The organism is Bradyrhizobium sp. AZCC 1719, assembly GCF_036924525.1.
GTDB lineage: Bacteria > Pseudomonadota > Alphaproteobacteria > Rhizobiales > Xanthobacteraceae > Bradyrhizobium.
Map to the genome: position 1 here is coordinate 1648738 of NZ_JAZHRU010000001.1, position 13778 is coordinate 1662515.

At 64.6% G+C, this 13778-nt stretch carries 10 protein-coding genes; 5 read left to right on the plus strand and 5 right to left on the minus strand.

The window, feature by feature from the left end; genetic code table 11:
• The first annotated feature begins 6 nt into the window (after positions 1-6).
• The gene (pheT, locus tag V1292_RS07895; RefSeq protein ID WP_334371582.1) at positions 7-2415 is read left to right on the plus strand and encodes a phenylalanine--tRNA ligase subunit beta; all 2409 of its coding nucleotides are present in this window, start codon (positions 7-9) and stop codon (positions 2413-2415) included.
• 218 nt (positions 2416-2633) lie between these two features.
• Positions 2634-3404: a sulfite exporter TauE/SafE family protein gene (locus V1292_RS07900; RefSeq protein WP_334371584.1), complete on the plus strand. Its 771-nt coding sequence runs from the start codon at positions 2634-2636 to the stop codon at positions 3402-3404.
• Between the two features lie 144 nt (positions 3405-3548).
• On the opposite strand, the gene V1292_RS07905 is transcribed toward V1292_RS07900, so the two are convergent.
• Complete coding sequence (locus V1292_RS07905; RefSeq protein WP_334371586.1) at positions 3549-4217, minus strand: ATP-binding protein; 669 nt, start codon at positions 4215-4217, stop codon at positions 3549-3551.
• A complete protein-coding gene (locus V1292_RS07910) occupies positions 4217-5617 on the minus strand; it encodes a flavin monoamine oxidase family protein (RefSeq protein ID WP_334371588.1) in 1401 nt (466 codons plus the stop codon). Before V1292_RS07910 ends, V1292_RS07905 begins: the two co-directional genes overlap by 1 nt.
• Positions 5618-5806: 189 nt before the next feature.
• On the opposite strand from V1292_RS07910, the gene V1292_RS07915 reads away from it, so the two are divergent.
• Positions 5807-6805 carry a YiiX/YebB-like N1pC/P60 family cysteine hydrolase gene (locus tag V1292_RS07915; RefSeq protein WP_334371590.1) on the plus strand — a complete coding sequence of 333 codons (999 nt, stop codon included), beginning with the start codon at positions 5807-5809 and terminating at the stop codon, positions 6803-6805.
• Positions 6806-6909: 104 nt separating this feature from the next.
• On the opposite strand, the gene V1292_RS07920 is transcribed toward V1292_RS07915, so the two are convergent.
• Positions 6910-9060, minus strand: a complete 2151-nt coding sequence (locus V1292_RS07920; RefSeq protein ID WP_334376970.1) for a TonB-dependent receptor — start codon at positions 9058-9060, stop codon at positions 6910-6912.
• A gap of 188 nt (positions 9061-9248) precedes the next feature.
• Here V1292_RS07920 and nikR point away from each other — a divergent pair, with 188 nt between their 5' ends.
• On the plus strand, positions 9249-9695 hold the full coding sequence (nikR, locus tag V1292_RS07925; protein WP_334371591.1) for a nickel-responsive transcriptional regulator NikR: 447 nt from the start codon (positions 9249-9251) through the stop codon (positions 9693-9695).
• A 77-nt stretch (positions 9696-9772) separates the two neighbouring features.
• On the opposite strand, the gene V1292_RS07930 is transcribed toward nikR, so the two are convergent.
• Positions 9773-10048, minus strand: coding sequence for a metal-sensitive transcriptional regulator (locus V1292_RS07930; RefSeq protein ID WP_057844804.1), 276 nt, complete (start codon positions 10046-10048; stop codon positions 9773-9775).
• Between the two features lie 50 nt (positions 10049-10098).
• Here V1292_RS07930 and V1292_RS07935 point away from each other — a divergent pair, with 50 nt between their 5' ends.
• Entirely contained in the window at positions 10099-12495 is a 2397-nt protein-coding gene (locus V1292_RS07935) for a heavy metal translocating P-type ATPase (RefSeq protein WP_334371594.1), read from the plus strand.
• Positions 12496-12766: 271 nt separating this feature from the next.
• Here V1292_RS07935 and V1292_RS07940 read toward each other — a convergent pair whose 3' ends face one another.
• Positions 12767-13705, minus strand: coding sequence for a hydroxymethylglutaryl-CoA lyase (locus V1292_RS07940; protein ID WP_334371596.1), 939 nt, complete (start codon positions 13703-13705; stop codon positions 12767-12769).
• Positions 13706-13778 lie beyond the last annotated feature (73 nt).

Here is a 13778-nt window from a genome sequence, read left to right on the forward strand (position 1 = left end):
CGTAAAATGAAATTCACGCTCTCCTGGCTGAAGGAACATCTCGACACCGACGAGCCGCTGGAAAAGCTTGCCGACAAGCTCACCATGATCGGGCTCGAGGTCGAGAGCATCGAGGACAAGGCGAAGGCGCTCGCGCCGTTTTCGATCGCGCGGGTGATCTCGGCCGAGCAGCATCCCAATGCCGATCGTCTGCGGGTCTGCATGGTCGACACCGGCAATGGTGCTGCGCCGGTGCAGGTGGTCTGCGGCGCGCCGAATGCGCGCGCTGGGCTCGTCAGCGTGTTCTCGCCGCCCGGCACATTCATCCCGGGCAAGAACATCACGCTCGGCGTCGGAACCATCCGGGGCGTCGAAAGCCGCGGCATGCTGTGCTCGGCCGCAGAGCTGCAGCTTTCCGAGGACCATGACGGCATCATGGAATTGCCGGCCGATGCGCCGATCGGCAAGGGCTATGCCGAATGGGCAGGCCTCGGCGATCCCGTGCTCGAAATCAACCTCACGCCGAACCGGCAGGACTGCACCGGCGTGCACGGCATCGCGCGGGATCTCTCCGCTGCCGATATGGGCAAGCTGATCGATCCCGGAATCAAACCGGTTAAGGGCGAATTCCCCTGCCCGGTGAAGCTGACGGTGGAAGATGCGACGCTGTGTCCAGGCTTCGCGCTGCGGCTGGTGCGCGGCGTCAAGAACGGCCCCTCGCCGGAATGGCTGCAGAAGCGCCTGGCCTCGATCGGCTTGCGGCCGATCAATGCGCTCGTCGACATCACCAACTTCATGACCTATGACCGCGCCCGGCCGCTGCATGTGTTCGACGCAAGGAAAGTGACGGGCAATCTCACCGTACGCCGCGCCAAGGAAGGCGAAAGCCTGCTGGCGCTCGACGGCCGCACCTACACGCTCGATCCCTCGATCTGCGTGATCGCGGATGAGCACGGCGTCGAATCGCTCGCCGGCATCATGGGCGGCGAGACTTCCGGCTGCGACGAGAACACGACGGACGTGCTGATCGAATCGGCGCTGTGGAACGCGATTAACATCGCGCAGACCGGGCGCAAGCTCGGCATCAATTCGGACGCGCGCTACCGCTTCGAGCGCGGCGTCGATCCGGCCTTCATGGTGCCGGGGCTCGAGCTTGCGACCAAAATGGTGATGGAGCTCTGCGGCGGCACGCCGTCGGAGACTTTCATCGTCGGCAATGCGTTCGGCGACGACCGCATCATCGACTTCCCGCTCGCCGAGGTGAAGCGCCTCGCGGGAATCGAGGTGCCGCTGGTCGAGATGCGGCGCATCCTCGGCCATCTCGGCTTCATGGTCGCCGGCAACGGCCCGGTGGTGAAGGTCGCCGTTCCCTCCTGGCGTACGGATGTGGACGGCAAGGCCGACATCGTCGAGGAAATCGTCCGCATCGTCGGCGTCGACAAGGTACCGATGACGCCGTTCGAGCGCGGCGACGAAGCGCGCAAGCCGGTGCTGACCACGATTCAGTCCCGCACCCGCCGTGCCAAGCGCGCGCTCGCCGCGCGCGGCATGGTGGAAGCCGTGACCTGGTCGTTCATCTCCAAGCTGCATGCTGAGATGTTCGGTGGCGGACAGGCAGAACTCGCGCTGGCCAACCCCATCGCTTCCGATCTCTCGGACATGCGGCCGAGCCTTTTGCCGGCCCTCGTCGCCGCGGCGCAGGCCAATGCCAACCGCGGTTGCTCCGACGTCGCGCTGTTCGAGGTCGGCCAGATCTTTAAGGGCGACAAGCCCGAGAACCAGTTCGTCGCAGCCTCCGGCGTGCGCCACGGCTTTGCGTCGACAAAGGGCATGGGCCGGCATTGGTCAGGCTCTGCCCAGACCGATGCACTCGACGCCAAGGCCGATGCGTTCGCGGTGCTCGCGGCGGTCGGCGCGCCGATGCAGGCGCTGCAGATTGTGCCGGGCGGCGCAAGTTGGCTGCATCCGGGTCGCTCCGGCACCATCCAGATCGGACCGCAGAACGTGCTCGGCTATTTCGGCGAGCTGCATCCGCGCACGCTGGAGGCGCTCGGCGCCGACGGCCCGATGATCGCGTTCGAAGTGATCCTCGACCGCATTCCCGATGCCAAGAAGAAGCCGACCCGCGCCAAGCCGCTGCTCGAACTCTCCGCGTTCCAGCCGGTATCGCGCGACTTTGCCTTTATCGTCGATCGCGCCGTCAAGGCCGGCGACATCGTGCGCGCGGCGCAGGGCGCGGACAGGAAGCTGATCACGGACGTAGCCGTATTCGACGTCTATGAAGGCAAGGGCATCGATCCGGCCCAAAAGTCGATCGCGATCGCCGTGACGATCCAGCCGCGCGAGAAGACGCTGACGGATCAGGAGATCGACGCCGTAGCGGCGAAGATCGTGGCCGAGGTGACGAAGAAGACCGGCGGCACGTTGCGGGGATGAGCCGACGGGCCTGACGGGATAACCGCACGACGAGCTGCAACCTCTCCCGCTTGCGGGGGAGGTCGCATCGCATCGAAAGATGCGATGCGGGTGGGGGCTCTCTCCACTCGAACAGTCTCATTTGTTGCGACACCCCCATCCCAGCCTTCCCCCGCAAGCGGGAGAAGGAGCCCACCTCTGATGCGGTCGCAGCTGAACCCAATCTCAGGCGCTAAAGAATGAACTCGCTTGGCCTGATTCCACCCGACATCAGCCTCAACGCGGCAATCGCGATTTGCGCCGTCGCCTTCATGTCGGGCACGGCGCGGGGTTTTTCCGGGTTCGGGGCGGCGCTGATCTTCATGCCGCTGGCCAGCTCGTTCGCCGACCCGCGGCTGGTGGCCGCGCTGCTGCTGATCATCGATTTCGTCGCCGCCGCGCCGCTGCTGCCGAACGCGTGGGAGAAGGCTGACCGCAAGGCGACTGCGGTCATAGTGTTGGGCGCCCTGATTGGCGTGCCGATCGGCACCTATTTCCTGAGCCGCCTCGAGCCGGTGACGACACGCTGGATCATCTCCGTCTTCGTGTTCGCGCTGCTGCTGCTTCTGCTCTCCGGCTGGCGCTACCGCGGCAAGGATCGCGCGGCGGTTTCAATCGGCATCGGCGGGCTGTCAGGATTTTGCAGCGGCCTCGCCCAGACCGGCGGGCCGCCGATCGTCGGCTACTGGCTCGGCCGGCCGATTCCTTCCGTGATCGCGCGTGCCAACATCGTGCTGTTCTTCGGCGCCTCGGATTTCTTCTCCGCCGTGAGTTACACCGCGACCGGACTGATCACGATGGATGCGATCAAGTTCGCGCTGGTGGTCGGCCCCGTCTACGGCATCGGTGTCTGGTTCGGCGCGTCGCTGTTCGGCAAGGCCAGCGAAACCGTATTCCGCTCGATCTGTTACGCGCTGATCGCGGCCGCGGTGATCTTCGGATTGCCTGTTCTGGATGGTGTGCTGAGATAGACACAGACCCGTAGGGTGGGCAAAGGCGCACTTGCGCCGTGCCCACCATCACACGCGCCGTTTTGTATCATGGTGGGCACGCTTCCGCCTTCGCTCGTTGAGCTACGGCGGACAAGTCACTTTGCCCACCCTACAATTCCTGCGCTAACTCACCACCAGGTCGCAATACGCATAACCATCACGCGCGACGCACTCTCCGGTCATCACCGTCACCCGCCGCGAGAACATCGGCCCTGCCACGACACAGGTGTGAAACTCGCCGTTCTCGCCGCAGGGGTCGACGCCCTCCGGCAGATCGGCGAGCAGCGTTGCATCGAATTTGCGACCGGCGAATTCCGCTGACAGCTTCTTCAGATCGACGGTCGCAATATGGGCTTCCAGCCCGCTTGCGATCATCGCTCGGGCGAGCTCCGGCGTTGGCCGCTCCCAGAGCGGAAACACCGGCGTGATTCCGGTGCCCGCGAGCTTCTGTTCGCGATAGGCGCGGATGTCGGCCAGGAACAGATCGCCGAAGATCATGTGCGTGATGCCGTCGGCAACCGCTTGCGCGATCGCCTCGCCCATCCGCGCTTCATAAATCTCGTTCGGACAGGGATAGGGAATTGCCACGATCCGCTGCGGCAGGCCGGCGGCTTCGCACTGCGCCTGCAAGATCTCCTGCCGCACGCCATGGATCGATACCCGGCCGAACGTCTCGGTCACCGTGGTCAGCGCGCCGACCACGTCGAATTCGCCCGCGCGCATCACTTCATGCAGCGCAAAGGCGGAATCCTTGCCGCTCGACCAGGAGATCAGGGCTTTGGGACGGGCCATCAGTTGCTCGGAGACGGTGCGCGCCGCCGCTGCTGCTTCGCCGGCCGCGCTTCCGGTTCGGGGTCCTTCAACGCACCGATCCGCCGCAGTGCCGCCTCTGCCGCGCGTTCGCCGCTTTCCCAGGCGCCGTCGATCGTTCCCCACAGCGTTTCATGGGTCGCCTCGCCGGCGAGATACATGCAGCCGATCGGATCGGTCAGAACCTTTCGCGAGGATTGCCCGCCAGGACCGGCTGCCGACATCGCGCCGAGCGTGAACGGCGCGGCGTTCCAGCGCGTCGCGCTCGATTTCGTCACCGCGGCGGCCACTTCGCTGCCGTACAGCTTCGTTAGCCATTCCACCGCAAACGCCACCATGGCCTTCTCGCCCTGCGCGGAAAGATCGCGGCCGAACGAGCCGCCGACGTCGAGGGTGCAGAACGACGAGCCGCCGATATTGGCTGATATCAGCGCCGTCTTGGTCGAATTGCTCTGCTCGATGACGACGTCGTCACGGGCGAGGCCGAGCGGATTGCCCGTCATCTGCAGGGCGATCCGATCGTAGCTGCCGAGACTGAGTTTCGAAGCGGCGTCGAGCATGCGCTTCGGGATGTCGGGCGCGAATTTGATATTGCCGGCCGCCAACACGTTGCTCGACACTGTGACAACGGCAGCGCGGGCGACGATCTTTCCGGCAGGTGTTTCCACAATTACGTCGCGGTTGCTCCAGACGACGCGATTGGCGGGTGTTGACAGCGCCACCGGCACCTGCTCGCCGAGTTTTGCGATCAGTGTGCCCAATCCCTGGCGGCAGCCGATCGCGATGTTGCGATCCTGCGCGCGCGACTTGTCGCCGACCGAGACGTCGTTCAGATCCTTGCCGGAGAAGCCGGCGCCCAGCACAAATTCTGCCGTGCCCGCCCAAACGCCGAGATCCTTCGGCAGCACGGAGGCGCAGGAAACATCGAACCGCCGCGCGGCGTCGTCGATGGCGCGGTTGGCGCGCACCAGCGCCGCCAGAAACTCTTCGGTCTCGCCGGCGCGGGCATTGCGGCGGCCGATGCGGATCTTCTGGCCCGATGGCGCGCTCGTGATCTCGAGCCCGGCCGCCCGCGCCAGCTTGATCATCGGATTGGTCTCGGGATTGTGCATCCAGCGCGCGCCGCGGTCGAACGGTACGTCGAAAGTCGAAGCGTCGGTCTGGCAGCGGCCGCCGATCTGGCTTGCCGCCTCCACCACGATCACCCTGCGGTTCGCCGCCATGATCCGCCGCGCCGCAGCAATGCCGGCCGCGCCTGCGCCGATCACCACGATGTCGGCATCCCGCGGCAAGGGCGCGGCCCCGGCACGAGCACCAGACAAAACCGGAACCGCCGCCAGGCCTGCGGACGCCGACAGAAAGGTGCGGCGGGTCAATGTCATGTCATGGTTTCCGGGACCTGAAGGACGCGAGAACAGCTAGCGAACTGTGCAGCATCTCACGTGACGCAGCAACACTCATGGTAAATCAATCATGATTGACCCGCCTCCCGCATGAACTAAATTGAAACGGCTTGCGACCATGATAAGGAAACAAAAAAAGCGGAAGAAAAGCCGCTCTGGGGGAGTTTCATGGGCGTAATGCTCGACACCATCGGCCAGTTGATTGCGGGCTACCTGCAGAAGGAAGTCCCGGGCTATGAGCCGTTCACGCCCAGCGACCCCGAACATCTGCGCGGCGTCATCGAGCCTGGCGACGTGCTGCTGGTCGAAGGCAACAACCGGATCTCCGGCATCATCAAATACCTCACGCAGTCCACCTGGTCGCACGGCGCGCTCTATGTCGGTCCGGTTGACGGCGCCACCGAGCCCGACGGCGAGCCGCATGTGCTGATCGAGGCCAATATCGGCGAGGGCGTCACCTCGGCGCCGCTGTCGAAGTATTTTCCCTATCACACCCGCATTTGCCGCCCGGTCGGCCTGTCCTACGAGGACCGCACCACGGTGTGCCGCTACGCCATCAACCGGATCGGCTTCGGCTACGACACCAAGAACATCGTCGATTTGATGCGCTATCTGATTCCGTTGCCGATACCGCAGCGATGGCGGCGGCGCATGATCGCGTTCGGCTCCGGCGATCCCACCAAGATCATCTGCTCGGCGCTGATCGCGCAGGCCTTCGACGCCGTGCGCTACCCGATCCTGCCCAAGATTACCCGCGCCGCCTCGCGAAAGGCCCGGCGCGAAATCCTGCATATCCGTGATTCCTCGCTCTACATGCCGCGCGATTTCGACATCTCGCCCTATTTCGAAGTCGTCAAACCCACCATCGTGCACGGCTTCGACTACACGGCCCTGCACTGGGCCGACAAGCAGAAGCCGCTCCCGGAGGTAGCGGGCCAATTCGGTGTGTTTCCAGAGGTCAAGTCGCCGCCGCTTGTTCCTGAAGAGATTGACGAAGAAACGCCGCTTCCGGCTGCGGCTGAAGAAGTGACTGTTGAGGAAGTCACCGTCGAAACCGCGATGATCGAGCGCATCACCGTGTCGGAACATTATCTCGCCGTCGAATATGTCCCGGTCCGCCCGCCGGAGCGCCGCATGAAGCCGCGGACATCGGAGATGACGGTGTAGAGACGAATCGTAGGGTGGGCAAAGCGAAGCGTGCCCACCATCAAAGCCAACGATCCGGAAAGATGGTGGGCACGGCGCAAGGGCGCCTTTGCCCACCCTACAATCTAAAACCTCGCAGCCAGCGTCAGTCGCACCGCCAACGGCTCTGCCGGATGCACATGACGGTCGGCGACGCCACCGATCGTCTCGCCCGGCAAGCGCGACAGGTAGTAGTACTCGATCTGGTTAGTCTTCGCGTTGAAGAGATTGAGCACGTCGAGCTGCAGCCGCAGGCCATTGTCGAACTTGTAGCCCGCGCGCGCATTGAAGATCAGCGATGATTGCGAGCGGACGCTGTCGTCCTCGATCAGGGGACGCGGGCCGAAGTAGCGTCCCCGCAGCGCGCCGAACCAGCCGGCCTCACCGCCAAATGTCACACCGCCGCTCGCGACCCATGCCGGCGCGCCCGGGATGAAATTTCCGGCCGGATCGGCATCGGTGAAGCGAGCGCGGGTGTAGGCGACATCGAAGTCGAGCCGCATCCACGGCAACATCTGATATTGGTTGGCCCATTCCACGCCGACGCGCCGGCTGGGCCGGCTGGGTTCGGTGGTGCCGGCATCGCCGACAAACAGCAGCTCGGAATCGAAATTCAGCACGAACACCGCAAGCGAGCTGGTAAGGCCTTCAATCGCTTTGGTGCGGATGCCGATCTCGGCGCCCTTCGACCGTACCAGCAGCGGCACGCGATCCTGCGGCGTCACCTTGTCGATCGGATCGACGGTGATGGTCGTCCCCCTGATATCGTTGGAGTGCAGGCCGTAGCCAGCATTGCCGTAGAACTCGGTCCGGTACCAGGGGCCCAGCACGAATCCGGCCTTCGGGCTCGCCATCGACGCCTGCGCGTTGCCGGAATTTTGCGGCGTATCGCTCGTGACACGGCCCGCAAAATAATCCTCGCGGATGCCGACCGTGGTGCGCAGCCAGTCGGTCCAGCGCGCCGTCGTGTCGGCCCACAGGCCAATGTTGCCTTCCCTCACGTTGTCCTCGCGAACGGTCGAAAGCGTCTCACGCTGCAACGTCTTGAACAGGCCGACACGGATATCATCGCTGCGCGTCTGCAGTCCGACGCGGGTCTGCGTTTCGATCCCGCCCACGCGTACATCGAAGGCGTGGCTGGCGTTAAGGCCATAGACCGTGCGCCGGTCCATCTGGCTGAACTGATCGCCATTGACGGGATCGTCGAGAAAATAGGTGAAGTTGTTGTAGAGCCGCAGCGACGAGTTGATCACATAGGCGTTGACCTTGCTCTGCCCGTATTCGCTCGACTGCGCCCAGTTACTCGACAGCGAGAACCGGCTCGAAACGCCGCCATCGGTCGGATCGAGCGTCCCGAACCGGCCGATCACGCCCTGGTCGATCGCGCGCTGCGCCACCTGGTCGGTCGAAGTCCAGCCGTTGGAATAGGCCATCGCCGACAGCGTAAAGCCATCGGTCGCGGTGCCCTGGCTGTAGCGCAACACGCCGTTGAGCTTGCGCACATTGTCGGGCACGTCCCATGGACCATTATATGCGACGCCTTCGAACGCGCTGAGCAATGTGCCTGCGCCGACCGCCGTCGATCCCGCCGCCAGCGCACGGCGATAACCGAAACTGCCGAACGTCAGCTCAGTGATGTTCTTCGGCAGCCGGTTGACATAGTCGATGGCGACAGCGCCCGCGGACGCGAAGTCGCCTTGGTCGGCGAAGTACGGTCCCTTGCGGACGCTGATCGACCGCACCAGTTCCGGAATCAGAAAATTGATATCGGCATAGCCCTGACCGTGACCATGGCTCGGCATGTTGACCGGCATGCCATCAACGCTGATGGCGAGATCGGTGCCGTGATCGAGATTGAAGCCGCGCAGAAAATACTGGTTGGCTTTGCCCTCGCCGGAATGCTGGGTCACGATCAGTCCCGGCACAACCTCCAGCGCCTCGCCGACGCGCGAGAAGGGCCGGGCGTTCAGCTCCGCGCCGCTGATTGTCGTGGCGCTGGCTGCGGTCGGTTGCAGATATGCCGGCCCTGCCGTCGCGGAGCCGGACGTCACGCCGCCGCTGGCGGGCGGCAGAACAGGTGCGCCCGGCTGAACGGCGGAGGAATTTCGGACGGCTTGTTGAGGGCGCGGCGGCTTGGCCCGGTTGCGCGGGCGCGCTTCGGGGGGATTTATTGTCACAGCAGGAAGCCGGTCAGCCCCTGCGGCAGCGACGCTCTGCGCGTCCGCCGGCGACGCCATCGCGAGCAGTGATGCGGCGGCGGAAAATGCTCCCCAAGCAGATCGACGCAACGCTCATGCCCCTGCATGATAACTGCTACAATCGGCGCGCGACCGCATCAGTTCGACTTAACCCGGCGCTTCACGCTAGCAAGCGCAGTATGATGATACAACAAGAATATCATACTGGAGCCAGAACGGAATTTTCCATGCAACGGATTACGATCACGATCGAAGACGAGCTGCTCGCCGAGATCGACGCGGCGGCGGAAGCCCGCGGCTACCAGAACCGCTCCGAGATCATCCGCGATCTCGCCCGCGCTGGCCTGCAGCAAAGCGCCGAGAACGCCACGCCATCGGGCCAGTGCGTCGCGGCGCTGGTCTACGTCTACGATCACGCCGCGCGGGATCTCTCAAAACGGCTGATACAGAATTTCCACGGCCATCACGATCTGTCGCTGGCGACGCTGCATGTGCATCTCGACGACGATAGCTGCATGGAGGTGACGGCGCTAAAGGGTGCAAGCGGCGAGGTCCGGCACCTGGCCGATCACATCATCGCCGAGCGCGGCGTGCGTTACGGACGCGTGGTGATGATCCCGACGGCCTCGGGCAAGAAGCTGCGGGCGCGCAGGCACACGCACCGGCACGACTAACACTGATCTGGATCAAGGCGCGCGGCTGGCTCGGAAGCGACAATCGCCGACCATCTCACGAGACCATTGCCGCGATGCTACCGGTCAGAGCGCCCGATCACGTCCATCAGCTCCGCGATCTTTTCACGCTGGTCGGCCTTGTTGCCGCTGGTGATGGCGTGCTCGACGCAGTGCGCCACGTGATCCCGCAGCACCTCCTCCTCAACGCGCCGCAGCGCGGCCCGGACGGCGGAGATCTGGGTGACGATGTCGATGCAGTAACGGTCCTCATCAACCATTCGTGACAGGCCGCGGACCTGGCCCTCGATCCGGCTGAGGCGCTTCTGACAGGATGCCTTGATGTCTTTTCGCATGCGGCCTATATACCCCTACAGGGTATAGGTTTCAAGTGCCGGAGATGATGATGAACAACAATGAAAACGCCGATCGAAACGGCGCGTCAAAGAGCGCCTGCTGCGGCGGGCATGGCCGCGCCAGTCACAGCCACCACGGCCATCAAGCCGCCGGTTCGGCAACCGTGCGCGATCCCGTCTGCGGCATGACCGTCGACCCCGCGACCAGCAAGCACCGCTTCGACCATCACGGCGAGACCTTTCATTTCTGCTCGGCCGGCTGCCGCACCAAATTCGCCGCCGATCCCGTCGCTTATCTCGAGAAGGACAAGAGGCCGAAGGCCGCCGTGCCGGAGGGCACGATCTACACCTGCCCGATGCACCCGGAGATCCACCAGGTCGGCCCCGGAAGCTGCCCGATCTGCGGCATGGCGCTGGAGCCGGAGGTGGCAAGCCTCGATACGCCACCCAATCCGGGACTCGCCGACATGACGCGCCGCTTCTGGATCGGCCTCGTGCTTTCGCTGCCGGCCGTCGTTCTGGAGATGGGCGGCCATCTCGTCGGCGGCCATGACTGGGTCGACCAGACGCTGTCGAACTGGATTCAGTTCGCGTTTGCCACGCCCGTCGTGCTCTGGGCGGGCTGGCCGTTCTTCGTGCGGGGCTGGCAGTCGCTGGTGACGCGCAATCTCAATATGTTCACGCTGATCGCGATGGGCACGGGCGTAGCCTATGTCTACAGCGTGATCGGCACCGTTGCGCCCGGCATCTTCCCAGCCACCTTCCGCGGCCATGGCGGTGCGGTCGCGGTCTATTTCGAAGCGGCGGCGGTCATCACCGTGCTCGTGCTGCTCGGCCAGGTGCTCGAACTCCGCGCCCGCGAAGCGACGTCAGGCGCGATCAAGGCGCTGCTGCAGCTTGCGCCGAAGACCGCCCGCCGCATCGGCGACGACGGCACGGATCATGAGGTCGAGATCGACGCGTTGGCGGTGGGCGACAAACTGCGCGTCCGGCCGGGCGAGAAGGTGCCGGTCGACGGCGTCATCCTCGAAGGCCGCTCCTCGCTCGACGAAGCGCTGGTAACGGGCGAATCCATGCCGGTCACCAAGGAGCCCGGCAGCAAGGTGATCGCCGGCACGCTCAACCAGTCCGGCGGCTTCATCATGCGCGCCGACAAAGTCGGCCGCGATACGCTGCTTTCCCAGATCGTGAAAATGGTGGCGGATGCGCAACGCTCCCGCGCGCCGATCCAGCGGCTGGCCGATCAGGTTTCCGGCTGGTTCGTGCCCGTTGTCATCGCCGTGGCGTTACTGGCGTTCGGCGCCTGGGCCTGGTTCGGACCGGAGCCGCGCGTGGCATTTGGCCTGGTCGCGGCCGTCAGCGTCCTCATCATCGCCTGCCCCTGCGCGCTCGGCCTCGCCACGCCGATGTCGATCATGGTCGGCGTCGGCCACGGCGCCCAGGCCGGCGTCCTGATCAAGAACGCCGAAGCGCTGGAGCGCATGGAGAAGGTCGACACGCTGGTGGTCGACAAAACGGGCACGCTGACCGAGGGCAAGCCGAAGGTGGTCACCATCGTGACGGCAGGCGGATTTAGCGAGAACGATATTCTGCGGCTGGCGGCGAGCGTCGAACGGGCCAGCGAACACCCACTGGCCGATGCCATCGTGCGGGCAGCCATGGAACGCAATCTCGATCTCGGCAAGGTGGACCAGTTCGACTCGCCGACCGGCAAGGGCGCCACCGGCCAGGTCGACGGCAAAACCATCGTTCTCGGCAATGCGAATTTCCTGCGGTCCCTCGGCATCGATGCCAGCGCGTTGAACGAACAGGGCGAACGTCTGCGCGGCGACGGCGCGACGGTGATCAACATGGCCGTTGATGGCAAGCTTGCGGGATTGTTCGCGATCGCCGACCCCGTGAAGGCATCGACACCCGACGCCCTGAAGGCACTGGCAGCCGAGGGCATCAAGGTCATCATGCTGACCGGCGACAACAGGACCACGGCGAACGCCGTCGCACGCAACCTCGGGATAGCAGATGTCGAGGCGGAAGTGCTGCCCGATCAGAAGAGCGCGGTGGTCGCAAAGCTGCAGAAGGCCGGCAAGATCGTTGCGATGGCAGGTGACGGCGTCAACGACGCGCCGGCGCTCGCCGCAGCCGAAGTCGGCATTGCGATGGGCACGGGAACGGACGTTGCGATGGAAAGTGCCGGCGTCACGTTGCTGAAGGGCGATCTCGGCGGCATCGTCCGCGCCCGCCGACTGTCGCAGGCCACGATGCGCAATATCAGGCAGAACCTGTTCTTCGCCTTCATCTACAACGCCGCCGGCATCCCAATCGCCGCCGGCATTCTCTATCCGGCGTTCGGACTATTGCTGTCACCGATCATCGCGGCGGCGGCAATGGCGCTATCGTCGGTCAGCGTCGTCGGCAACGCGCTGCGATTGCGATTGACGCGGCTATAGTGCAGGGCCTCGACGACACTAGGTAAAGTGCGACACTCTCACCGCACGAACGGTGAGCTCCCTCCCCCCTTGCGGGGGAGGGCTGGGGAGAGGGGTTCTCTCCGCGAGCACGGACCGGACAGATCGTCGACAGTCTTGCCCACGATTCCCGTTGACCACAAACACTGCCGATGCGGCCACCCCTCTCCCTAACCCTCCCCCGCAAGGGGGGAGGGAACATACCTCCCGAGACGCGGCAAGTTTGCCTTCACGTTTTGGCGCCAACCGCCCATCACGCCGCCTTCCCGCGCGGCAATCCGGCGCGTGCCAGACTGCCATACAGCGTCTCATCCGGCATTTCCGATTTCAGGATGCCGCGTACCGCGATCAGCTTCTCGATATCGATGCCGGTCTTAAATCCCTTGCTCTCGCACAGGAACACCAGATCCTCGAGCACCACGTTGCCGGTCGCGCCCGGCGCGAACGGGCAGCCGCCGAGGCCGCCGAGCGACCCATCGAGCACGCGCGCGCCGGCATCGAGCGCGGCGGAAGCGTTGGCGATTCCCATGCCGCGCGTGTCATGCAGGTGAATGCAGATCGGTTTTCGATCTGCGATCTTCACTGCGCCCGCGACCAATTCGCCGACCTGTTTGGGCCCGGCATAGCCGACCGTGTCGGCGATCGCGACCATGTCGACGCCGGCCTCGAACAGCTTTTCCGTCAGCCGCAGCACTTCGGCAGGGTCTACGGGACCTACGATCGAACAACCCAGCGCCATCGAGATCGCGGCGTTCACCACCGGTCTGTGCGCGCTGGCGTTGCGCAATTCGCAGAGCCGCCTGACGTTGGCGATCGCTGACACCCGCGACCGGTTGGCGTTGGCCTGGCTGTGTTCCTCGGTTGCCGAGACCACGGTTGCCACTTCGGCCACGCCGGACGCCAGCGCCTCGTTGGCGCCACGCTCGTTCAGCGTCAGCGCGATGCCGTAAGCGCCGGGCAGCGACGCCACGGTCCCGATGATGTCGCGCACATCGGCGAATTGCGGAAACGTCTTTGCCGGCAGAAACGAGCCAACCTCGAAATGGCGCACACCTGCGGCATACTCGTCACGCATCCAGCGCTGCTTGACGGACGTGGACGGAAATGTCTTCACGAGCTGCAGCCCATCGCGCAGGCCCACTTCGCGCAGCACGATCTTGTTGTCGGGATAGATCTCCTCAACACGGGTCATGGCAACCTCATGCGGTACTGTTTTTGACGGCAGTCTCGCCTCCCGGGAGCCGGCAGGCTCTTGCCGAAGCCCT